Raw genomic sequence first — 22,784 nt, 5'->3', positions numbered from 1 at the left:
CTTAACCTCGCGCCTCTTTCTTGCCATCGGCATCGACACTGGCGGCCAGAATGGCCAGTACCAGTTGCTGGAAATCCAGACCGGCCGCTTTCGCCGCCATCGGTACCAGGCTGTGATCGGTCATGCCGGGAGCTGTGTTGACTTCCAGGAACCAGAATTTGCCGTCGGCGTCCTGCATTACGTCCGCCCGACCCCAACCACCGATGCCCAGCGCCTCGCAGGCTTGCGCCGTGAGGTCCATGAGTTCTTTTTCCTTGGCGGCATCCAGCCCGCACGGAATCCGATACTGGGTATCGTTGGCGATGTACTTGGCGTCGTAGTCGTAGAACGTGTGTGGCGTACCCAGGGCGATAGGAGGCAACACCTGGTCACGCAGGGTGGCGATGGTGAACTCCGGACCGTGGATCCATTGCTCGACCAACACTTGCGAATCGTAGGTACTGGCCGCTTTCCATGCGTCGATCAACTCGGACGCAGAACTCACTTTGGCCATCCCGATACTTGAACCTTCATGCGCCGGTTTGACGATCAAAGGGAAGCCCAGTTCCGTCGCGGCCGAAATACAATCGGCCTCGCTGCGCAGCACGGCGTGACGCGGCGTCGGAATCCCGAGGGTGTGCCAGACCTGCTTGGTGCGCAGCTTGTCCATCGCCAGCGCCGAAGCCAGGATGCCGCTGCCGGTGTATGGGATGCCGGCCACTTCGAGCAGGCCCTGCATGCTGCCGTCTTCACCGCCACGACCGTGGAGGATGATGAACGCGCGGTCGATCTTTTCACTCAGCAGACGCTGCAGAATGTCGGCGCCGACATCGATCCCGAACGCGTCCACACCGGCGCTTTGCAGCGCAGTGAGCACGGCGTTGCCGGACTTCAGCGAGACTTCACGCTCGGCACTCAAGCCACCGAACAGCACGGCAACGCGGCCGAAGTCTTTCGGGGCAATGGTGGAGAACAGATTGGCGTAGGCAGCAGTCATTTCAACTTCCCCTCGACCGGTGCGGCCACGGCACCGGCGAACAACTCGCTTTTCAACAGTTTCGGTGCGAGACCGCCGATATCACCGGCGCCCTGGCACAACAGAATGTCGCCGGCACGCAGCAGCGGCTTGACCAGCGGCGCCAGATCGACACCGCGCTCGATGTAGATCGGGTCGAGCTGACCGCGCTGACGGATGCTGTTGCACAGCTTGCGGCTATCGGCGCCCGGGATCGGCTCTTCGCCGGCCGGATAGACTTCCATCAGCAGCAGCACGTTGGCGTCGGCCAGTACATTGACGAAATCGTCGTACAGGTCGCGGGTGCGGCTGTAGCGGTGCGGCTGGTAAACCATCACCAGTCGGCGCTCTGGCCAGCCACCGCGCACAGCCTTGATCACGGCCGCGACTTCGGTCGGGTGATGGCCGTAGTCGTCGACCAGCATCACGTTGCCGCCGTCTACCGGCAGTTCGCCGTAGACCTGGAAGCGACGACCGACACCCTGGAACCCGGACAGGCCCTGGACGATGGCTTCATCGCTGACGCCTTCGTCGGTGGCGATGCAGATGGTCGCCAGGGAATTGAGCACGTTGTGGTTGCCCGGCATGTTCACGGACACGTCCAGCGGCTCGCGATCAGGGCGCAGCACGGTGAAGAAGGTCTGCATGCCTTGCTGGCGCACATTGATGGCGCGCACGTCAGCGTCTTCGCTGAAGCCGTAGGTCACGGTCGGACGTTTCACCTGCGGCAGGATTTCACGCACCACCGGATCGTCCAGGCACATCACCGCCAGACCGTAGAACGGCAGGTTGTGCAGGAACTCGACGAAGGTTTTCTTCAACTTGTTGAAGTCACCGTCGTAGGTCGCCATGTGGTCGGCGTCGATGTTGGTGACCACGGCCACCAGCGGTTGCAGGTGCAGGAAGCTGGCGTCGCTCTCGTCGGCCTCGGCGATCAGATAGCGGCTGGTGCCGAGCTGGGCATTGGTGCCCGCGGCATTCAGACGGCCACCGATGACGAACGTCGGGTCCAGGCCACCGGCCGCGAACACCGAAGCGATCAGGCTGGTGGTGGTGGTTTTGCCGTGGGTACCGGCGACGGCGATGCCATGGCGGTAGCGCATCAGCTCGGCGAGCATCTCGGCACGCGGCACCACCGGGATACGACGTTCCAGGGCATTCGCGACTTCCGGGTTGGACGTGTTCACGGCGCTCGACACCACCAGCACATCGGCGGCAGCGGCGTTCTCGGCACGGTGACCGATGAAGATCTGCGCACCGAAGGATTCCAGGCGCTCGGTGACCGGCGAAGCCTTGAGGTCGGAGCCGGACACGGCGTAACCCAGGTTCAGCAATACTTCGGCAATGCCGCACATGCCCACGCCGCCGATGCCGACGAAGTGGATGCGACGGATGCGGCGCATTTCCGGTTGCGGCATGGCTTTCTGATTCTCAACCATGGGCCACCTCCAGACAGGTATCGACCACGCTGCGGGTGGCTTCGGGTTTTGCCAGACGGCGGGCCGCTTGGGCCATTTCTTCGAGTCGTTGCGGTTGCATCAAGACCTCTGTCAGGCGCGCGGCAAGGTCCGCGGCACCAGTCGTTCTTTGCGGCATCAGGAAGGCAGCGCCTTCGCGGGCCAAATAATCGGCGTTGCGGGTCTGGTGATCGTCGATCGCGTGGGGCAAGGGCACCAGCATCGAGGGCAGACCGGCGGCAGCCAGCTCACTGACGGTCAATGCGCCTGCGCGGCACACCACCAGATCAGCCCAGCCATAGGCCTGGGCCATGTCTTTGATGAAGGGCTGCACCTGCGCGTCCACGCCAGCGGCGCGGTAGCGCTCTGCAGTCACTTCATCGTGATTTTTGCCGGCCTGATGAAACACTTCCGGGCGCAAGTCGGCAGCGACTTGTGCCAGGGCTTCAGGCAGCAACTTGTTCAACGGTTCTGCACCCAGGCTTCCGCCCAGGATCAGCAAACGCGCCTTGCGTCCGGCCAGTGCCGCACGCGGTGTTTCGAGGAACAGCTCGCTGCGCACCGGGTTACCGGTGGTACGGCGGCTGTCCGACAGGGTAAAGGTGTCGGGGAAGGCTTCACACACCCGGGCGGCGAACGGCACCAGCAACCGATTGGCGGTGCCGGCCACGGCGTTCTGCTCGTGAACGATCACCGGCACACCGGCCAGTTTGGCGGCGATGCCACCGGGGCCGGTCACGTAACCACCGAAACCGACCACACACACCGGACGCAACCGACGAATGATCGCCCGCGCCTGCCATACCGATTTCAGCAGCATGAACGGCGCCTTGAGCAGCGACAGCTTGCCCTTGCCGCGCAGACCGCTGGCGTTGATGCGATGCAATTCGAGGCCGGCGGCCGGCACCAGGTCGTTTTCGATCCCGCGTGGCGTGCCGAGCCAGTGCACGGTATAACCGCGCGCCTGGAATTCACGGGCACAGGACAGCGCCGGGAACACGTGGCCACCGGTACCACCGGCCATGATCAATACGTTAGCGCCCATGATTCGGCTCCTCCGCGAAGTCGCTCTCATGGAACTCCATCTCTTCACTGCCCAGATGGGTCCGACTCTCCCACTCGATCCTCAGCAACAAGCCAAGGCAGGCGCAGCAGATCACCAGGGAACTGCCGCCATAACTGAGGAACGGCAAGGTCAGGCCCTTGGTCGGCAGCAGGCCGACGTTCACGCCGATGTTGATCAGGAACTGGCCGATCCACAGGAACGACAGGCCGTAAGCAACATAAGCGGCAAAAAACTGTTTGGCTTTCTCGGCCCACAGACCGATGTACATGCCGCGAATACACACGAACACGAACAGCGCCACGGTGCACAGCGAGCCCACCGCGCCCAGCTCTTCAGCCAGTACCGAGAACACGAAGTCGGTGTGGGCTTCCGGCAGGTAGAACTGCTTCTGCACACTGTTACCCAGACCAACACCCAGCCACTCGCCGCGACCGAACGCGATCAAGGCCTGGGACAATTGATAACCGGCACCGAACTGGTCGGCCCACGGGTCGGCGAAGTTGGTCAGACGCGCCATCCGGTACGGCTGCATCTGAATCAGCAACACCACCGCCGCCACCGCCAGCACCACCATCAGCGAGAACCGGAACAACCCGACCCCGCCGAGGAACAGCATCGCCGCCGCAGCGCCCATCATTACGACGGTGGCACCGAAGTCCGGCTCCATCAGCAACAGACCGGCCATCGGCAGCAACACGATGAACGGCTTGAAGAAGCCCATCCAGCTCTCGCGCACTTCCTTCTGGCGACGCACCAGATAACCGGCGAGGTAAATCACCACGAACACCTTGGCGATTTCGGACGGCTGAACGTTGAAGAAGCTGAAACCGATCCAGCGCATCGAACCGTTAACCTCACGGCCGATCCCCGGGACGATCACCATCACCAACAGGCCGAACGCACCAATCAGCATCAGCCAGCCCAGCCGCTGCCAGGTGGCGATCGGAATCATCATCGTGACGATGCACGCGCCCAGTCCCAGCACCACGTAGATCAGGTGACGGGTCATGTAATACAGCGCACTGCCCGACTGCACCGCACCGACTTCGGTCGATGCCGAAGCGATCATGATCAGGCCCAGACCGAGCAGCGCCAGGCAACCGGCGAGCATCGGGAAGTCGAGGTCGATCCCGCGCCCGGTGATGATCGGCGACGGATACGGCTTGATGATATTTCGCAGGCTCATGCCAGTTCCTCCACGGCGCGGACGAACTGGTGACCACGGTCTTCGTAATTCTTGAACATGTCGAAACTGGCGCAGGCCGGCGACAGCAGCACCACATCACCCGGTTGGGCGGCGGCGCGGCATTGTTCGACGGCATCGACCAGCGAAGTGGCGCCGATCCGTGGAACGGCATCGCCAATGGCCTCGCCGATCTTGTCGGAGTCGCGGCCCATGAGGATCACGGCGCGGCAATGGGCCGCCACCGGATCGCGCAGATCCTTGAATTCGGCACCCTTGCCATCGCCACCGGCGATCAGCACGACCTTGCCGTCGATGTCCGCGCCCAGGCCTTCGATGGCGGCCAGTGCGGCGCCGACGTTGGTGGCTTTGGAATCGTTGTAGTAGCCGACGCCGTCCAGGTCACGCACCCACTGGCAGCGGTGTTCAAGGCCGGCGAAGTTGCGCAGGGCCGCGAGCATGGCGTCGAACGGCAGACCGACTGCATGTCCGAGCGCCAGCGCCGCCAGGGCGTTGGACTGGTTGTGGGCGCCGCGAATCTTCAGTTCACGCACTGGCATCAGGTTCTGGAATTCGAAGGCCAGGTATTTCTCGCCATTCTCTTCGCGCAGACCGAATGCCTTGAAATCGGGTTTGGTCAGGCCGAAGGTCCAGCATGGCTGGCCCTCGCCCATCAGCGGACGGGTCAACGCGTCCTGACGATTGACCACGAACTGCTTGGCGCCACGGAAAATCCGGTGCTTGGCCAGGTGATAGGCCGGCAGACCGCTGTAGCGATCCATGTGGTCTTCGCTGATGTTGAGCACGGTCGCCACTTCGGCGTTGAGCTGGTCGGTGGTTTCCAGCTGGAAGCTCGACAGCTCCATCACGTACAGCTCGACGTCATCGCTGAGCAGGTCCAGCGCCGGCGTGCCGAGGTTGCCGCCCACTGCCACACGTTTGCCGGCCGCAGCCGCCATCTCGCCGACCAGGGTGGTGACGGTGCTTTTCGCATTGGAACCGCTGATGGCCACGATCGGCGCCTTCGCGTTACGCGCGAACAGCTCGATGTCGCCGGACAACTTCACGCCACGGGCCGCGGCGGCTTGCAGGGCCGGGGTCGCCAGCGCCAGGCCGGGGCTCACGTAGAGCTCGTCGGCACGGCACAGGAACTCGACGTCCAGCTCGCCACAACGCACTTCCACGTGCGGATAGTCACGCTGAAGCGTGGCCAGTTCCGGTGGACTTTCCCGCGTGTCAGCCACTGCAAACGCCACGCCCCGGTTCGCCAGGAAGCGAACCAGGGACATGCCGCTCTTGCCGAGGCCGACAACGATGCGGAAGTGGTCAGAAGCGATCAGAGACACTCGTTCTACCTCAGCTTCAGGGTGGCAAGGCCGATCAGCACGAGAATCACGGTGATGATCCAGAAACGGACGATCACACGCGGCTCGGGCCAGCCCTTGAGTTCAAAGTGGTGGTGTATCGGAGCCATGCGGAACACACGGCGACCGGTCAGCTTAAAGGAAGCAACCTGAATCACGACTGACAGGGTTTCCATCACGAACACGCCGCCCATGATGAACAGGACGATTTCCTGACGGACGATCACCGCGATGGTGCCCAGGGCTGCGCCCAGCGCCAGTGCGCCGACGTCACCCATGAAGACTTGCGCCGGATAGGTGTTGAACCACAGGAAGCCCAAGCCCGCACCGATCAGCGCGCCGCAGAACACGATCAGCTCGCCTGCGCCCGGTACGTAAGGGATCAACAGGTATTCAGCGAATTTCACGTTACCCGACAGGTAGCAGAAGATGCCCAGGCCACCGCCGACCATCACCGTCGGCATGATCGCCAGACCGTCGAGGCCGTCGGTCAGGTTGACCGCGTTGCTCGAACCGACGATCACGAAGTAAGTCAGCACGATGAAGCCGGCGCCCAGCGGAATGCTGTAATCCTTGAGCATCGGCAGGATCAGGGTGGTTTCCACCGGAGTGGCGGCAGTCATATAAAGGAAGATCGCCGCGCCGAGGCCGAACACCGACTGCCAGAAATACTTCCAGCGACTTGGCAGACCACGGGAGTTCTTCTCGATCACCTTGCGGTAGTCGTCGACCCAGCCGATGGCGCCGAACAGCAGGGTCACCAGCAGAACGGTCCAGACATAACGATTACTCAGGTCAGCCCACAGCAAAGTGCTGACGCCGATCGAAGACAGAATCAGTGCGCCACCCATGGTCGGCGTACCGGATTTGGACAGGTGCGATTGCGGGCCGTCGTTACGAACGGACTGACCGATCTGACGGTTCTGCAGGGTGCGGATCATCCACGGGCCATAGCACAGCGACAGGACCAGCGCGGTCAGCACACCGAGGATCCCGCGCAGGGTCAGGTACTGGAAGACCGCGAAGCCTTTGTAGAACTGTTGCAGATACTCCGCTAGCAGCAGCAGCATTAATGTTTCTCCAGACTGGACCCGCACAGGGCCGCAACGATGTTTTCCATCGCTGCGCTGCGCGAACCCTTGATCAAAATGGTGGTGTTTTTGTCCTGCTCGGCGCCGAGGGCCTGGATCAGTTCGGCCTGTGTGCCGAAGTGATGCGCCTCGTTACCGAATGCGTTCACGGCGTGGACCATGTTCGGCCCGACGGCGTAAAGCGCGGAAACCTTGCCCCGGGCGTATTCGCCCACGTCGCGGTGCCCCTGCTCCGCCCAGTCGCCCAACTCGCCGATATCCCCGAGCACCAGAACGGTGCGGCCGGAAAAGCCGGCGAGTATATCAACGGCCGCACACATGGAGGTGGGGTTCGCGTTGTAAGTGTCATCGATCACGCGCATGCCGTTTTTCGCCAGTTGCGCGACGGTGCGACCCTTGACCGGTTGTACCGCGCCAAGCCCGGTGGCGATGCCGAACAGCGACACGCCCAAGGCGTGAGCGGCAGCGGCAGCGGCCAGGGCATTGGCGACGTTATGGGTGCCGAGCAGGTTCAGTTGAACCCGTTCCACACCTTCAGGACTGTGCAGGTTGAACGCCGGGCAGCCACGGGCGTCGGTGGCCAGATCGCTGGCGTGGAAGTCCGCCTGCGTGTTGCTCAGGGCGAAGGTCAGCACCTTGCGACCGGCAGCGCGGGTCTTCCAGATACCGAAGGCCTTGTCATCGAGGTTCAGCACGGCAATGCCATCAGCCGCCAGCCCTTCGATGATTTCGCCCTTGGCTTCGACGATTTTCTCTGGCCCACCGAACTCACCCACGTGAGCGGTGCCGGCGTTGTTGAGGATCGCTACGTGCGGCTTGGTCAGCCCGACGGTGTAGGCGATTTCACCCAGACGCGAGGCGCCCAGTTCGATCACTGCCGCGCTGTGCTCCGGGGCAAGTTCGAGCAGGGTCAGCGGCACGCCGAGATCGTTGTTCAGGTTGCCACGGGTCGCGTGCACCGAGCCGCGCGTGCGCAGGATGCTCGCGAGCATTTCCTTGACCGTGGTCTTGCCGCTGGAGCCGGTGACAGCCGCAACCGGTTTGGTAAATGCGGCACGGTTCAGCGCGCCCAACTGGCCGAGGGCCTGACGGGTGTCCTTGACCAGCAATTGCGGCAACGTGCTGTCGGCGACTTCACGCTCGACCAGCGCCGCGACCGCGCCTTTTGCAGCAACGTCATTCAGATAGTCATGACCGTCGAAACGCGGGCCGGTCAGTGCAATAAACAGTTGGCCAGCCTTGATGGCGCGGCTGTCGATGCTCACGCCGTCAAAACTGGCATCCGCGCTGATCAGCCGTGCGTCGAGTGCATTGGTCAGTTCGCTGAGTTTCAGGGCCTTAAGCATGGGCCACCTCCCACGCGGTCAGGGCGTGATCCGCCTCGACCAGATCAGAGAATGCGTGGCGCTCGCCGTTGATTTCCTGATAGTCCTCGTGACCCTTGCCGGCCAGGACAACCACGTCATCCGCCGAGGCGCTGGCGATCAGTTGCGCAATGGCCTGGCCACGGCCGGCCACGAACGTCACGTTATCCATAGCCGCAAAACCGGCGCGGATGTCATCGAAGATCACCGCCGGATCTTCGGTGCGCGGATTGTCATCGGTGACCAGCACGCGGTCGGCCAGACGCTCGACCACTTCGGCCATCAACGGACGCTTGCCGCGATCGCGGTCACCGCCGCAACCGAATAGGCACAGCAATTGGCCTTTGACGTGCGGGCGCAACGCAGTCAGAACTTTTTCCAGCGCATCCGGCGTGTGGGCGTAATCGACCACCACCAGCGGCTGAGTACCGCCGCCGAGACGCTGCATACGTCCGGCCGGGCCTTCGAGTTTCGGCAGCACCTTGAGGATTTCGTCGAGGGCGTAGTCCAGACCGAGCAAGGCGCCAACCGCAGCCAGTACGTTGCTCAGGTTGAAACGGCCCAGCAATGTGCTGCGCAGATGATGTTCGCCCTGCGGCGTGACCAGCGTGGCGCGCACGCCATGATCGTCGAACTGCGCTTCACGGACATACAGATAGGCGCTGCTGTCGAGCAGACTATAAGAGATCAGGCGCGACTCACGTTTTTCAGCGGCCAGTTGCCGGCCGAAATCGTCGTCCAGATTCACTACCCGGCACTTCAGGTCATTCCAGGCGAACAGCTTGGCCTTGGCCTCAGCGTACGCTTCCATGGTGCCGTGGTAATCGAGGTGATCGCGGGACAGGTTGGTCATCACCGCCACGTCGAACGCCAGTGCGGTGACCCGGCCCTGATCCAGACCGTGGGACGAAACTTCCATGGCCACGGCTTTGGCGCCGGCCTTTTTCAGGTCGCCCAGGGTCGCTTGCATGGCGATCGGGTTCGGCGTGGTGTGCAGGCCGCTTTGCAGCGAGCCGTAGAAACCGGAGCCCAGGGTGCCGACGATGCCGCAGTGCTGGCCGAGCAGGTCCAGCGCCTGGGCAACCAGCTGAGTCACGCTGGTCTTGCCGTTGGTGCCGGTCACGCCCACCAGATTCAGGTGATGACTCGGCTCACCGTAAAAACGGCCGGCGATATCCGACAGCTGCGCCGCCAGGCCTTTGACCGGAATCAGCGGCACGTCAGTGATCGGCAGCACGGTGGCGCCTTCCACTTCATAAGCCACAGCGGCCGCACCACGGGTGAGCGCATCAGCAATGTGCGCACGACCGTCGAACTTGCCGCCCGGCACTGCGAGGAACAGGTCGCCCGCGCGCACGTTGCGGCTGTCGAGCGCCAGTTCACGGATCAACAGATCGTGGCCGGCGTGGGGGAAAATCTTGTTCAGACTAAGAGACATCAGCCGCGCCCTCCATTGGCTTTCAGCGGAACGGCCGGGGTGGCGTTGGCCTGTTGTGTTGTCGGCAGGTTGTCCGGGGTAACGTTCATCAGACGCAGGGTGCCGGACATCACACGGCTGAACACCGGCGCCGAAACCAGACCACCGAAGTAACCGGCCTTGCTCGGCTCATCGATCACCACGACGATGGCGTAACGCGGATCGCTCATCGGGCCGAAACCGGCGAACAGCGAGCGGTACGAGTTTTCGGCGTAGCCCTTGGTGCCCACCGACGTCTTGCGCGCAGTACCCGACTTGCCCGCCACGTGATACGCCGGCACCTGCGCACGGAACACACCGCGCGGCGCCTCGATCACTTGTTGCAGCATGCCTTGCATGGTTTTCGCGACGGCCTCCGGCAGTACCTGAGTGGTCTGCGGCGCCTTGTCGGTTTTGATCAGGGTCAGCGGCGCGAGGCGACCGTTGTTGGCCAGCGCCGAGAACGCGTGCACCAGTTGAATCGCGGTCACCGAAATACCGTAGCCGTAGGACAGCGTTGCGGTTTCGGCTTTACGCCACTCGCGGTAGTTCGGCAGGTTGCCGACACGTTCGCCCGGGAAGCCGAGACCGGTGTCCTGGCCGAGGCCGACTTTCTGAGCGAGACGGAAAATGGTTTCGCCGCCGATATCAAACGCGACCTTGCTCATGCCGACGTTACTGGAATTGATCAGAATGCCGGTCAGGTCGAGTACCGGACCTTCGGTCTTCGATACGTCCTTGATCGTGTATTTGCCGATCTGCAGAGAGCCCGGGTACACCTCGACGGTGTCGCTCGGTTTCCAGCGGCCGGTTTCGATCGCGGCACTCATCGAGATCGCTTTCATGGTCGAACCCGGTTCGAACACGTCGATCATCGCGCGGTTACGCATCATCGCCGGTTGCAGGTTGCGACGGTTGTTCGGGTTGTAGGTCGGCTGGTTGACCATGGCGAGGATCTCGCCGGTCTTCACGTCCATGATCACCAGGCTGCCAGCCTTGGCGCCGTTCTCGATGATCGCGTTACGCAGCTCGCGGTTGGCCAGGTATTGCAGACGCAGGTCAATCGACAACGCCAAGGGCTTGCCGGCCTTGGCGTTTTTGGTGACCTGGACATCCTTGATCAGCCGTCCGCGCCGATCCTTGATGACTTGCCGCTTGCCGGGTACGCCGGCCAGCCATTCGTCGTAGGCCAGTTCGACGCCTTCACGACCGTGATCATCGATGTCGGTGAACCCGACCATGTGCGCGGTGACTTCACCGGCCGGATAGAACCGGCGGAATTCTTCGATGCCGTAGACGCCCGGCACTTTCAGGTCGAGCACGGCCTGGCCCTGCTCGGGGGTCAGCCCGCGCACCAGATAAATGAATTCTTTGTTGGCCTGGGCTTCGAGGCGTTCGGCCAGGGCTTTCGGATCCTGCCCCAGCGCCGCTGCCAGTGCCGGCCACTTCTCTTTGGCCGTCTGCATTTCCTTGGCGTTGGCCCACAGCGTGGTCACCGGGGTACTCACGGCCAGAGGCTCGCCGTTACGGTCGGTGATCAGGCCACGGTGTGCCGGAATCGGGATGTGACGAACGCTGCGCGCATCGCCCTGCCCCTTGAGGAAGTCACGGTCGACCACTTGCAGGTCAATGATCCGCCAGCAGATCGCGGCCACCATCACGCCGAGCAGACCTACCAACAGACGGAAGCGCCACGGGAAGAGTGCCCCTTCGAGTTTCATCATGGCGCCACCATCTTCACGTCAGCTGCGCCAGGGATGTGCATCTTCAGTTGTTCGGTGGCCAGCACTTCGATCCGGCTGTGGGCGGTCCAGGTGCTTTGCTCCAGGATCAGGCGCCCCCACTCGGCCTGCGCCTTGTCGCGCACGCTCAGTTCGTTGTACAGGGTGTTGAGCAACTGCCGGTTCCAGTGGGCGCTGTAAGACACACCAATGGCCGACACGAGCACGCCGATGAACAGCAGCAGCATGAAAAAGCTGCCGCCGGGCAGAGGCTTGGCGAAAAGCTTGCTCACCGCAGCTTCTCCGCGACGCGCATGACGGCGCTACGGGAACGTGGGTTGGCTTTGAGTTCGGCGTCGGAGGCCGTCTGCGCTTTGCCATGGACTTTGATTTTCGGTTCGAACGCAACGTGGCGAACCGGCAGGTTGCGCGGCAGGTTGTCGGCTTCGCCTTTCACCAGCTTGCGCATGAACAGTTTGACGATGCGGTCTTCCAGCGAGTGGAAGCTGATCACGACCAGACGGCCGCCGATTTCCAGGGATTCCAAAGCGGCTTCGAGGCCCGCTTCCAGATCGCCCAGCTCGTTGTTGACGTGAATGCGCAAGCCCTGGAATGCACGGGTTGCCGGGTTCTTGCCCTTTTCCCACGCCGGGTTGGCGACTTTCAGCACTTCGGCCAGATCGGCAGTGCGCTCGAACGGCGTGATGTCACGGCGCTCGGCCACGGCGCGAGCCATGCGACCGGAGAAACGTTCTTCGCCATATTCCTTGAACACCCGGGCGATTTCTTCCACAGGCGCGGTGTTGACGAACTCGGCTGCGCTGATACCACGGGACGGATCCATGCGCATGTCCAGCGGGCCGTCATTGAGGAAACTGAAACCGCGTTCGGCATCATCGAGCTGCGGCGAAGACACGCCCAGGTCGAGCAGAATGCCGCTGACCTTGCCGTCCAGACCACGCTCGGCAACCACCGAGCCGAGCTCGGCAAAGCTGCGCTGCACAACGACAAAGCGGCCGTCTTCGGCCGCTAGCGTTTGCCCGGTGGCAATCGCTTGAGGATCCTTGTCGAATCCGATGAGCCGGCCGTCGGGACCGAGCTTGCTGAGGATCAACCGGCTGTGCCCGCCGCGTCCGAACGTGCCGTCCAGATAGCAGCCATCAGGACGTACGGCGAGAGCCTCGACGGCTTCGTCAAGCAGTACGGTGATGTGGTTAAAGCCGCTATCAATAGTCACAGGATCAAATCACGCAGTTCGTCAGGCATGGCGCCCGGTTGTTGTATGGCAGCCAGGTCAGCGGCAGAAACCGCGTTCCAGGCATCTTCGTCCCACAATTGGAACTTGTTCAGTTGGCCGACCAGCATCGCGCGCTTGTCCAGCTTTGCGTATTCGCGCAGGCGCGGCGGAACCAGAAAACGACCACTGCCGTCGAGCTCGAGGTCAACGGCATTACCAATCAATAAACGCTGCAGACGACGGTTCTCTTCGCGAAGCGAAGGAAGCGCGCGCAACTTGGTTTCAATAATTTCCCACTCATCGAGCGGGTAGACACACAAACATGGATCAACGGCATCAATGGTCACGATCAACTGGCCGGAACTACGCGAAACGAGCTCGTCACGGTACCGGCTCGGCATGGCGAGACGGCCCTTTGCGTCGAGACTGATAGCGTTAGCTCCGCGAAACACGTCTGCGTTTCTCCAATTTTTATCGTTTTGAGCTCAAAAAACCCACTTCATGCCACTTTCCGCCACTTGCGCACACTATAGGAATGCGCCCACCACACCGTCAAGGCGCGGATTAAAGGAAAACCCTTACAGAACGGAGATTTAGGAGCATAAAAGGAGGCGCAACGAGAATCTGGCGGATGCTTTTATCCAATAACTTGATGCAGCACTGAAAGCTGCGCTCGAAAGTTAAAGTAATTTGTTAAGAGTAAGATTTTTTCGGTATTACAAAAGCGCTTCTGCTGTTGATTGAAGCAAGGTGGGAAATGGCTATTACTGCGGTTGCCGCTGCCGGATTTCCAGCGCAGGCCTGCTGATAATAAACAGCCCTGTCGCCTTTAATTCAAGCAGGGAAAAGAAAAAGGTGGAGAGTCGATCTGTAAGCCGGGTTCTGTCTTGAACAGTCATTCGTCTACGATGGCCATCACTGGACATCTTTAGCAACCTACCCGGTCCCAGCGCGGGCCACGCCTTGGGACCCTATTTGGTCTTGCTCCAAGTGGGGTTTACCTAGCCACGAACTGTTGCCAGACGTGCGGTGCGCTCTTACCGCACCTTTTCACCCTTACCGGCGCCGAAACGCTTAGGCGGTTATTTTCTGTGGCACTTTCCGTAGGCTCACGCCTCCCAGGCATTACCTGGCACTTCGCCCTATGGAGCCCGGACTTTCCTCCCCCCCCTAATTTTCATAGAGGGCAGCGACTGTCCGATCGACTCTCCGCCGCGCAGGTTAACGGCAGAGCGCCCGAAGAACAAGCGCTAATAGCCCGCAAACCGGTCTGCGCGACGGGTTACGCGTCTTTTTGCTGATCCAGCGCTACCTGATACAGCACGTTTTTGCGCTCACCGGTGATTTGCGCCGCCAGAGCCGCGGCACGCTTGAGCGGCATCTCTTCGAGCAAGAGATTGAGGATGCGCATCGCCTCGCTGCTGACGGCGTCTTCGGATTCCGGCGCAGTCCAGCCAGCCACCACAACAACACATTCGCCACGCTGCTGATTGCTGTCCGCCTCGACGAATGCGCGCAACTCGGCCAGCGGCAGGCCCTTGAGCGTTTCAAAGGTTTTGGTGATTTCACGGGCGAGCAATGCCGGGCGATCAGCGCCAAACACAGCTTCCATATCCTGCAGACACTCAAGAATACGATGCGGCGCCTCGTAGAAAATCAGCGTGCGCGGCTCTTCCTTGATCGCCTCAAGACGCGCCTTGCGCCCCACCGCCTTGGCCGGCAGAAAGCCTTCAAAGATAAAACGATCGGACGGTAGACCGGCAGCCGACAGCGCCGCAATCAACGCGCAGGCGCCCGGCACAGGCACCACATTGATCCCGGCGGCACGGGCCTGACGCACCAAGTGATAACCCGGATCGGAAATCAGCGGCGTACCGGCATCGGAAATCAGCGCCACGTTATCGCCAGCCAACAGCCGGGTGATGAAGCGACTGCCTTCGTCACGCTCATTGTGTTCGTGACAGGCCGCCAGCGGTGTAGTGATGCCGAAGTGCTGCATCAGACGCTGGGAATGGCGCGTGTCTTCGGCGGCAATCAGCGCCACTTCGCGCAGGATTTTCAACGCCCGGGCGCTGATGTCATCCAGGTTGCCGATGGGCGTCGCCACCACATAAAGCGAGCCCATAGCGGAATTCAAAGCACCTGGAGCAGTCAAAGCGCACACCTCATGATCGGTAAAAGCCGCCATTGTAGCGCGTCACGCGCCCGGCGATGCGGTCGTGGCAGACACGGTTTGTCGCACCATTGTGCGGTCGCGCAACATTTGTATCAGCTAAATTGACGGTTTCACGCCAGTAACATCGCGCCCCGGCCAGCGCTTGGGTACAATTCGACGCTAATTTGATCGAGTATCAGGAACACTTACATGATCGCTTGCCTGCGGCTGTTCACTGCCCTCTGCCTCGCTGCCTTGCTGGCGGCTTGCGCCAGCTCCCCTTCCTCCAGCCTTGGCGAACTTCCACGGACTCCGGATGCCAGCATCGAGCAACTGCTCGAACAGGCTGCCCAGGCCAAATCGCCAGACAAGGCTGCACTGCTGCGCCTGAGCGCGGCGGACATGGCTTACCGCCAAGGCAATGCCGGGCAGTCCGCGCAAATCCTGCAACAAGTGCCGATGGAACAACTCCAGCCTGGCCAGCAGGCATTCGCCAGCACCCTGGCCGCTGAACTGGCCATGACCCGCAACCAGCCGAAAGCCGCGCTGGCAGCCTTGAACCATCCAAGCCTGCAGCGCCTGAGCGAAATGTCGATTCCGCTGCAGGTTCGCGCCGGCACCGTTCACGCCCGCGCCCTTGAAGCCGATGGCCAGACACTGGCTGCCGCCCGCGAGCGCATCTTCATCGCACCGATGCTGGAAGGCGAAGCCGCCAGCAAGAACCACGAAGCGATCTGGACCCTGATTGCGTCGCTGCCGACCGATCAACTGCAACCGAACACCACCGACGACCTCGGTGGCTGGATGAGCCTGGCCCTGGCAGTGAAAACCGCCGGCACCCTGGAGCAACAGCAGGCTGCCATTGATGCCTGGCGCTCGCAGCACCCGAAACACCCGGCCGCGATCAACCTGCCGCTGCCACTGACCAAGCTCAAGGAACTGGCCAGCCAGCCTTTGAGCAAGATCGCCCTGCTGCTGCCGCAGGACGGCCAACTGGCATCGGTCGGCAAGGCCCTGCGTGACGGCTTCATGGCCGCGCACTACCAGGCTCAGCAAGCCGGCCAGAAACCACCGGCCATCGTGTTCTACGACAGCTCGCACCTGACCTCGATGGACGAGTTCTACCGCAAGGCCCAGGCCGACGGTGTGCAACTGGTTGTCGGGCCTCTGGAAAAACCACTGGTCAAACAGCTGAGCACCCGCCCGCAACTGCCGATCACCACCCTCGCGCTGAACTACAGCGAAGGCGACCAAGGCCCGGCACAACTGTTCCAGTTCGGCCTGGCGGCTGAAGACGAAGCCCGCGAAGTGTCCCGCCGCGCCCGTGCCGACGGTCTGCACCGCGCCGCGATCATGGTGCCGAAAGGCGAATGGGGCGACCGCGTCCTGCGTGCGTTCAGCCAGGACTGGCAAGCCAACGGCGGCAGCATCGTCGCCACCGAGCGCGTCGATCAGCCCGTGCAACTGGCCCAACAGATCGCCGACATGTTCCAGCTGCGTCAGAGCGAAGCCCGCGCCAAGAGCCTGCAGAATGCTGCCGGCACGAACGTCGCCGCCCAGCCTTCGCGTCGCCAGGACATCGAGTTCATTTTCCTCGCCGCGACCCCGCAACAAGCGCAGCAGATCAAGCCGACCCTGAACTTCCAGTACGCCGGCGACGTGCCGGTCTACGCGACCTCTCACGTGTTCAGCGCTAGCGGCGACGTGAACCAGTACAACGACATGAACGGTGTGCGCTTCTGCGAGACCCCATGGCTGCTGGATGCCAACGATCCGCTGCGCAAGCAGGTCACCGCACAATGGCCACAAGCCTCCGGCAGCCTCGGCCGCCTGTATGCGATGGGTGTTGATGCCTACCGCCTGGCACCACGCCTTGATCAACTCAAGGCGCTGCCGGACAGCCGCATCGACGGTCTGTCGGGCAGCCTGGGCATGACTCAGACACAACGCGTCGTGCGTCAACTGCCATGGGCCCAGTTCGTCAGCGGTCAGGTTCAGCGTCTGCCGGACACTCCGCGCTGATGCCCGACAGGTCACACCTGCAAAGCGGCAAGGATGCCGAGCGCCAGGCGCTCGAGCATCTGCAACACCAGGGTCTGCGCCTGCTGGCGCAGAACTGGTTATGTAAACGCGGCGAGCTTGATCTGGTCATGCTTGATGGCGATACAGTAGTATTCGTCGAAGTACGTTACCGAAAGAACACTCAATGGGGTGGAGCGCTCGACAGTATCGATGGGCGCAAACGGCAGAAACTGATTTTCGCCGCACAGTATTTTCTTCAGCGCGAGTCGCGTTGGGCCAACTCCCCCTGCCGCTTCGACGTGGTGGCCATCGACAGCCACCAGGGTCAGCTGAACTGGTTGCAGAATGCGTTCGACAGTTGAGCGCCTGCGCCGACCTGGACATTTTCACTCAACACTTTTGCTCTTTGCTTTGCGGGCTGCACATTCACGTGCCGGACAGCCGCGCTAATTAAGGTCACACAGATGGACATGCAATCCCGAATTCGCCAGCTTTTTCAGGCCAGTATCGACACCAAGCAACAGGCGATGGACGTACTTGCACCGCACATCGAGCAAGCCAGCCAAGTGATGGTCAACGCCTTGCTCAACGAAGGGAAGATGCTCTCGTGCGGTAACGGCGGCTCGGCCGGCGACGCCCAGCATTTCTCCTCGGAGCTGCTTAACCGTTTCGAGCGCGAGCGCCCGAGCCTGCCGGCGATCGCCCTGACGACCGACAGCTCGACCATCACCTCGATCGCCAACGACTACAGCTACAACGAAGTGTTCTCCAAGCAGATCCGCGCACTCGGTCAGCCAGGCGATGTGTTGCTGGCGATTTCGACCAGCGGCAACTCGGCGAACATTATTCAAGCGATCCAGGCCGCACATGATCGCGAAATGATTGTCGTAGCATTGACCGGCCGCGATGGCGGCGGCATGGCGTCGTTGCTGTTGCCCGAGGACGTCGAGATTCGCGTACCGGCCAACGTCACCGCACGTATTCAGGAAGTCCACTTGCTGGCGATCCATTGCCTTTGCGATCTGATCGACAGCCAACTGTTCGGGAGTGAAGAATGACCCCTAATCGCCTTGGCCTTCTGGCCTTGACCCTGTGCCTCGGAATTACTGGCTGCACCTCCGTGGTGAATGCCAGCCGCGAAGCACCGATCGAAGACGATCGCGGCACCCGCACCTTCGGCAGCAAGATCGACGACTCACTGATCGAAACCAAAGTCGGCGTCAATGTGTCCAAGGCCGATCCGAACATGGACAAAAAATCGCACATCGTCGTCACCAGCTTCAACGGCGTCGTGCTCTTGGCTGGCCAGACCGAGAACGCAGACCTCAAAGCCAAGGCCGAACAGGCTGCTGCCAACGTGCAACGAGTGAAGACGGTGCACAACGAGTTGCAATTGATTGCACCTTCAAGCTTCCTCGCCCGCCAGAATGACTCCTGGCTGACGACCAAGATCAAAACCCAGATGCTTGCCGACGCCAACATTCCCGGCTCGCGCATCAAAGTCGTGACCGAGAACGGCATCGTCTACCTGCTCGGCCTGCTGACCAAACAGGAAGCGGCCCAGGCCACCAACCTGGTGCAGGGTGTTTCCGGCGTGCAGAAAATTGTGAAGCTGTTCGAATACATCGACTGATACGCAAAGCGCAGGCACAAAAAAGGCGATCCGGTTGGATCGCCTTTTTTATTACTTCACCACTTTCAGACTTGGCCGACCGCTTGGGCGTGGCGGCTCGCTGTCCGGCGGCGGAATATCGTCATCCTGTTCGATCTCGTCTTCGTCATCCATCGGCGACTCCAGATCGAACACCATGCCCTGACCATTCTCCCGGGCATAGATACCCAGGATCGCGGCTATCGGCACGTACAGGCTGTGCGGAACGCCACCGAAGCGACCTTCGAAGGTCACGACGTCGTTGTCCATGTGCAGATGACGCACGGCACTCGGCGAAATATTCAGGACAATCTGCCCGTCACTGGCAAAACCCTGTGGCACCTGGACCGCCGGGTATTCGGAATTGACCAGCATGTGCGGGGTGCAATCGTTATCCACAATCCACTCGTAGAGCGCGCGGACCAGATAAGGTCGACTGGAGTTCATAGCGGCTCCTTAAGCCTTAGCGCATGTCGCGTTCGACACCAGACAGACTCGCCTGGAAAGCCTCACGCGCAAACTGACGCTCCATATAATCAAGCAGCGGCTTGGCTGGCCGCGGCAGTTCTATACCCAGAATCGGCAAACGCCAGAGTATTGGCAATAGGCAGCAATCCACCAGACTTTGTTCCTCACTGAGGAAAAACGGCTTGTCGGCAAACAACGGCGACACGCCTGTCAGGCTTTCGCGCAACTCCTTGCGCGCCACGACGCGCGCGGCTTCCTTGGTGCGTGAATCCAGAATCAGATCCACCAGACCACACCAGTCGCGCTGGATACGGTGTATCAACAGACGACTGTTGGCACGCGCCACCGGGTACACCGGCATCAATGGCGGATGCGGGTAACGCTCATCCAGATATTCCATCACCACGGTCGACTCCCACAACGCCAGGTCGCGATCGACCAGCGTCGGGAGACTCCCGTAAGGGTTCACCTCAATCAGTTTAGGCGGCTGACGACCAGCCTCCACATAAATGATTTCGGCGCTGACACCCTTCTCTGCAAGCACGATGCGCACTCGGTGGGAATAGTGGTCGGCGGGGTCGGAGTAACAGGCCAACCGATTGGTCACGCCCATGGCGATCCTCCTCGCTTGTTGAAATTGTCGGAGCCGGAAAAACGCGCGCGCCCAGAGGGCGCCTCCCGCAACACCTGACAGACCAGGCGTTGCGTTTTCAGAGGCGCCCTTGGGCGCGCGCGATTAACAGCAATTGCTTGAAGCGTTATCAGTGCACGTCTTTCCAGTATTCACGCTTGAGCAGGTAGGCGAACACAAAGAAGAACGCCAGGTACAGCAAGACGTAAGTACCGATGCGCTGATGTTGCAGCTTAACCGGGTTAGCCGAGTAAGCCAGGAAGGTTACCAGATTCTTGACCTTCTCATCGAACTGCTCTTCGTTCAGGGCTCCGGTTTTCGGCACGATGGTCAACTGATCGCACGCTTCATGAGTCAGAGGCGTACCGGTCAGCGGGTCATATTGCTTCTTGCCGTTTTCGACGATCTGCACCTGCTTGCAACCCACGACTTGACGACCTTGCAGGCCGACCAGCACGTTTGGCATGCCGACGTTCGGGAAGACCTTGTTGTTCACGCCCCATGGACGCGCAGGATCTTCGTAGAACGACTTGAGGTAACCGTAAAGCCAGTCAGTGCCACGAACACGAGCTACCAGGGTCAGGTCCGGCGGCGCTGCGCCGAACCAGGTCTTGGCGTCGGCCGGCTGCATGCCGATGGTCATGTGATCGCCGATCTTGGCGCCAGTGAACACCAGTTTCTGCAGCATCAGGTCATGCGGTACGCCGAGGTCATCGGCAACACGCTCGTAACGCTGGAACTTGGCACTGTGGCAACCCATGCAATAGTTGGCGAAGGTACGCGCACCATCCTGCAGGGCAGCCTTGTCGGAAACGTCGATGTCGACTTTTTCCAGTTCCGGACCACCGTGTTCAGCGGCGAAAGACAGCACTGGCAGCGCAGCAAAAATCAGAGCAAAAAATAACTTTTTCATCAGCCAGTCACCCTTTCCGGAACCGGTTTGGTCTTCTCGAGCCTGGTGTAGAAAGGCATCAGAATGAAGTAGGCGAAGTACAGGAAGGTACATACCTGCGACAGCAAGGTGCGCTCCGGCGTCGGGGCCAGAACGCCCAGAATGCCGAGGATCACGAACGAAATGCAGAACACCACCAGCCAGATCTTGCTCATCCAGCCTTTGTAGCGCATCGACTTGACCGGGCTGCGGTCGAGCCATGGCAGGACAAACAGCACCGCAATCGCCGCACCCATGGCGATAACACCCATGAGTTTGTCAGGGACCGCACGCAAGATCGCGTAGAACGGCGTGAAGTACCAGACCGGTGCAATGTGCTCAGGCGTCTTGAACGGGTTGGCTTGCTCGAAGTTTGGTTTTTCGAGGAAGTAGCCGCCCATTTCCGGGAAGAAGAACACAATGAAGCAGAAGATGAACAGGAACACCACGACGCCGACAATGTCTTTCACGGTGTAGTACGGGTGGAAGGCGATGCCGTCCAGCGGGATACCGTTTTCGTCTTTGTGCTTCTTGATGTCCACGCCGTCGGGGTTGTTCGAACCCACTTCGTGCAACGCCAGGATGTGCAGCACCACCAGACCGAGAATCACGATCGGCAGGGCCACAACGTGCAGGGCGAAGAAGCGGTTCAGGGTGATTCCGGAAATCAGGTAGTCACCACGAATCCACTGGGTCAGGTCGTTACCGATGACCGGAATCGCGCCGAACAGCGAGATGATCACCTGGGCGCCCCAGTAGGACATCTGGCCCCATGGCAGCAGGTAACCCATGAAGGCTTCAGCCATCAGCGCCAGGTAGATCAGCATGCCGAACACCCACACCAGCTCGCGCGGCTTCTGGTACGAACCGTAAAGCAGGCCACGGAACATGTGCAGATAGACCACGATGAAGAACGCCGAAGCGCCGGTGGAGTGCAGCAAACGCAGGATCGAGCCGTACTCGACGTCGCGCATGATGTATTCGACGGAGGCAAACGCTTCTTCCGCCGACGGGGTGTAGCTCATGGTCAGCCAGACACCGGTGACGATCTGGTTGACCAGAACGAGCAGCGCCAGCGAGCCGAAGAAGTAGAAGAAGTTGAAGTTTTTTGGAGCGTAATACTTGCTGAGATGGTCTTCCCACATCTTGGTGGCGGGGAAGCGCGCATCAACCCAATCCATGAACTTGCTCATCACGCTTTCTCCGTATCGACGCCAATGACAATCAGGTCATCGGTCTCATAGGAATGCGGGGGTACTGGCAGGTTCAAAGGCGCAGGTTGCGACTTGTAGACGCGGCCAGCCAGATCGTAGTGGGAACCGTGGCAAGGGCAGAAATAGCCGCCTACCCAGTCTTTTCCCAGATCCGCGGGTGCCACTTCGGGACGGAAGGTCGGTGAGCAACCCAGGTGAGTGCAGATCCCGATCAGCAGCAGAATTTCCGGCTTGATCGAACGCACTTCAGGGTCGACATAGGTAGGTTGCGTGGAGTTTTTGGAGGTCGGATCGGAGAGCTGGCCCTCGATCTTCTTGAGATTCCCCAGGATTTCCGCAGTACGGCGAACAATGAATACCGGCTGGCCGCGCCATTCAGCAATCATCTGCTGTCCGGGCTCGATTTTGCTGACATTCACTTTCACCGGTGCACCGGCAGCTTTCGCCTTGGCACTGGGAAACCATGACCCCACGAACGGGACCGCAGCCCCCACCGCTCCTGCAGCACCCACCACGGATGTGGCTGCTACCAAGAAGCGACGCCGGCCTGCATTCACGCCGTCATTGCTCATTCAGTCCTCTCCCATCAGCTTTGTGGCCTGTTAAATCAGGCATCTACTAAATATGAATCTATGTACTTATAAAAATTTTGCCGAATGGTAATGAAAAGCCCCAATTCTGACAAGGTAATTACCCGGAGGGGTGGCCCCCAAGCCTTGTAGTATAGGGGGTCTACGAATGTGGCAAGTTGTCACAGCGCAATTATTCGAGAAATCGCA

Annotated in this window: 22 protein-coding genes and 1 other RNA gene; 4 read left to right on the top strand and 19 right to left on the bottom strand. The window is 60.9% G+C overall.

Translation table 11 applies throughout. From position 1 onward, the window contains the following. Position 1 precedes the first annotated feature (1 nt). From AC07VV_RS28720 to rsmI, 14 genes are all read right to left on the bottom strand, one after another. Positions 2-976: a D-alanine--D-alanine ligase gene (locus AC07VV_RS28720; protein WP_096822828.1), complete on the bottom strand. Its 975-nt coding sequence runs from the start codon at positions 974-976 to the stop codon at positions 2-4. Beyond that, positions 973-2,433: a UDP-N-acetylmuramate--L-alanine ligase gene (murC, locus tag AC07VV_RS28715; protein WP_495038164.1), complete on the bottom strand. Its 1,461-nt coding sequence runs from the start codon at positions 2,431-2,433 to the stop codon at positions 973-975. Before murC ends, AC07VV_RS28720 begins: the two co-directional genes overlap by 4 nt. Then, positions 2,426-3,496, bottom strand: a complete 1,071-nt coding sequence (gene murG / locus AC07VV_RS28710) for an undecaprenyldiphospho-muramoylpentapeptide beta-N-acetylglucosaminyltransferase (protein WP_096822829.1) — start codon at positions 3,494-3,496, stop codon at positions 2,426-2,428. Before murG ends, murC begins: the two co-directional genes overlap by 8 nt. After that, positions 3,486-4,703, bottom strand: a complete 1,218-nt coding sequence (gene ftsW, locus AC07VV_RS28705; protein ID WP_096822830.1) for a putative lipid II flippase FtsW — start codon at positions 4,701-4,703, stop codon at positions 3,486-3,488. The genes murG and ftsW overlap by 11 nt, the downstream gene beginning before the upstream one ends. Next, positions 4,700-6,046, bottom strand: a complete 1,347-nt coding sequence (gene murD, locus AC07VV_RS28700; protein WP_495038163.1) for a UDP-N-acetylmuramoyl-L-alanine--D-glutamate ligase — start codon at positions 6,044-6,046, stop codon at positions 4,700-4,702. Before murD ends, ftsW begins: the two co-directional genes overlap by 4 nt. Before the next feature lie 5 nt (positions 6,047-6,051). Next, a complete protein-coding gene (gene mraY, locus AC07VV_RS28695; protein ID WP_096822832.1) occupies positions 6,052-7,134 on the bottom strand; it encodes a phospho-N-acetylmuramoyl-pentapeptide-transferase in 1,083 nt (360 codons plus the stop codon). After that, positions 7,134-8,501, bottom strand: a complete 1,368-nt coding sequence (locus tag AC07VV_RS28690; protein ID WP_495038162.1) for a UDP-N-acetylmuramoyl-tripeptide--D-alanyl-D-alanine ligase — start codon at positions 8,499-8,501, stop codon at positions 7,134-7,136. Before AC07VV_RS28690 ends, mraY begins: the two co-directional genes overlap by 1 nt. Next, positions 8,494-9,957: a UDP-N-acetylmuramoyl-L-alanyl-D-glutamate--2,6-diaminopimelate ligase gene (locus AC07VV_RS28685; protein WP_495038161.1), complete on the bottom strand. Its 1,464-nt coding sequence runs from the start codon at positions 9,955-9,957 to the stop codon at positions 8,494-8,496. The genes AC07VV_RS28690 and AC07VV_RS28685 overlap by 8 nt, the downstream gene beginning before the upstream one ends. After that, complete coding sequence (locus AC07VV_RS28680; RefSeq protein WP_173861365.1) at positions 9,957-11,696, bottom strand: peptidoglycan D,D-transpeptidase FtsI family protein; 1,740 nt, start codon at positions 11,694-11,696, stop codon at positions 9,957-9,959. The genes AC07VV_RS28685 and AC07VV_RS28680 overlap by 1 nt, the downstream gene beginning before the upstream one ends. Further along, entirely contained in the window at positions 11,696-11,989 is a 294-nt protein-coding gene (gene ftsL, locus AC07VV_RS28675) for a cell division protein FtsL (RefSeq protein ID WP_007956777.1), read from the bottom strand. The genes AC07VV_RS28680 and ftsL overlap by 1 nt, the downstream gene beginning before the upstream one ends. Continuing rightward, positions 11,986-12,933 carry a 16S rRNA (cytosine(1402)-N(4))-methyltransferase RsmH gene (gene rsmH, locus AC07VV_RS28670; RefSeq protein WP_371858318.1) on the bottom strand — a complete coding sequence of 316 codons (948 nt, stop codon included), beginning with the start codon at positions 12,931-12,933 and terminating at the stop codon, positions 11,986-11,988. Before rsmH ends, ftsL begins: the two co-directional genes overlap by 4 nt. Then, the gene (gene mraZ, locus AC07VV_RS28665) at positions 12,930-13,385 is read right to left on the bottom strand and encodes a division/cell wall cluster transcriptional repressor MraZ (protein WP_003205355.1); all 456 of its coding nucleotides are present in this window, start codon (positions 13,383-13,385) and stop codon (positions 12,930-12,932) included. The genes rsmH and mraZ overlap by 4 nt, the downstream gene beginning before the upstream one ends. 403 nt (positions 13,386-13,788) lie before the next feature. Further along, an RNA gene (gene rnpB, locus AC07VV_RS28660) (RNase P RNA component class A) lies at positions 13,789-14,142 on the bottom strand. A gap of 73 nt (positions 14,143-14,215) precedes the next feature. Further along, a complete protein-coding gene (gene rsmI, locus AC07VV_RS28655; RefSeq protein ID WP_173861362.1) occupies positions 14,216-15,058 on the bottom strand; it encodes a 16S rRNA (cytidine(1402)-2'-O)-methyltransferase in 843 nt (280 codons plus the stop codon). Between the two features lie 240 nt (positions 15,059-15,298). Here rsmI and AC07VV_RS28650 point away from each other — a divergent pair, with 240 nt between their 5' ends. The 4 genes from AC07VV_RS28650 (at position 15,299) to AC07VV_RS28635 (ending at position 18,743) form a co-directional block, all read left to right on the top strand. Further along, positions 15,299-17,110, top strand: a complete 1,812-nt coding sequence (locus AC07VV_RS28650) for a penicillin-binding protein activator (RefSeq protein ID WP_495038160.1) — start codon at positions 15,299-15,301, stop codon at positions 17,108-17,110. Continuing rightward, the gene (locus tag AC07VV_RS28645; protein WP_007956783.1) at positions 17,110-17,472 is read left to right on the top strand and encodes a YraN family protein; all 363 of its coding nucleotides are present in this window, start codon (positions 17,110-17,112) and stop codon (positions 17,470-17,472) included. The genes AC07VV_RS28650 and AC07VV_RS28645 overlap by 1 nt, the downstream gene beginning before the upstream one ends. 102 nt (positions 17,473-17,574) lie before the next feature. Continuing rightward, a complete protein-coding gene (locus tag AC07VV_RS28640; protein WP_007928463.1) occupies positions 17,575-18,168 on the top strand; it encodes a phosphoheptose isomerase in 594 nt (197 codons plus the stop codon). Beyond that, positions 18,165-18,743: a BON domain-containing protein gene (locus AC07VV_RS28635; protein ID WP_096822839.1), complete on the top strand. Its 579-nt coding sequence runs from the start codon at positions 18,165-18,167 to the stop codon at positions 18,741-18,743. The genes AC07VV_RS28640 and AC07VV_RS28635 overlap by 4 nt, the downstream gene beginning before the upstream one ends. A 51-nt stretch (positions 18,744-18,794) precedes the next feature. Here the strand turns inward: AC07VV_RS28635 and AC07VV_RS28630 are convergent, their stop codons facing one another. From AC07VV_RS28630 to petA, 5 genes are all read right to left on the bottom strand, one after another. Next, the gene (locus tag AC07VV_RS28630; protein ID WP_065261496.1) at positions 18,795-19,208 is read right to left on the bottom strand and encodes a ClpXP protease specificity-enhancing factor; all 414 of its coding nucleotides are present in this window, start codon (positions 19,206-19,208) and stop codon (positions 18,795-18,797) included. Between the two features lie 16 nt (positions 19,209-19,224). Beyond that, on the bottom strand, positions 19,225-19,842 hold the full coding sequence (locus tag AC07VV_RS28625; protein WP_096822840.1) for a glutathione S-transferase N-terminal domain-containing protein: 618 nt from the start codon (positions 19,840-19,842) through the stop codon (positions 19,225-19,227). 148 nt (positions 19,843-19,990) lie between these two features. After that, positions 19,991-20,773 carry a cytochrome c1 gene (locus AC07VV_RS28620; protein ID WP_096822841.1) on the bottom strand — a complete coding sequence of 261 codons (783 nt, stop codon included), beginning with the start codon at positions 20,771-20,773 and terminating at the stop codon, positions 19,991-19,993. After that, a complete protein-coding gene (locus AC07VV_RS28615; RefSeq protein ID WP_096822842.1) occupies positions 20,773-21,984 on the bottom strand; it encodes a cytochrome b in 1,212 nt (403 codons plus the stop codon). The genes AC07VV_RS28620 and AC07VV_RS28615 overlap by 1 nt, the downstream gene beginning before the upstream one ends. Continuing rightward, positions 21,984-22,577: a ubiquinol-cytochrome c reductase iron-sulfur subunit gene (gene petA, locus AC07VV_RS28610; RefSeq protein ID WP_003228055.1), complete on the bottom strand. Its 594-nt coding sequence runs from the start codon at positions 22,575-22,577 to the stop codon at positions 21,984-21,986. The genes AC07VV_RS28615 and petA overlap by 1 nt, the downstream gene beginning before the upstream one ends. Positions 22,578-22,784 lie beyond the last annotated feature (207 nt).

The sequence above is a fragment of the Pseudomonas sp. GW821-FHT02C04 genome, from assembly GCF_059421845.1.
Note: the sequence above shows the minus strand (reverse complement) of the source record. Positions and strands in the feature narration are given on the sequence as shown.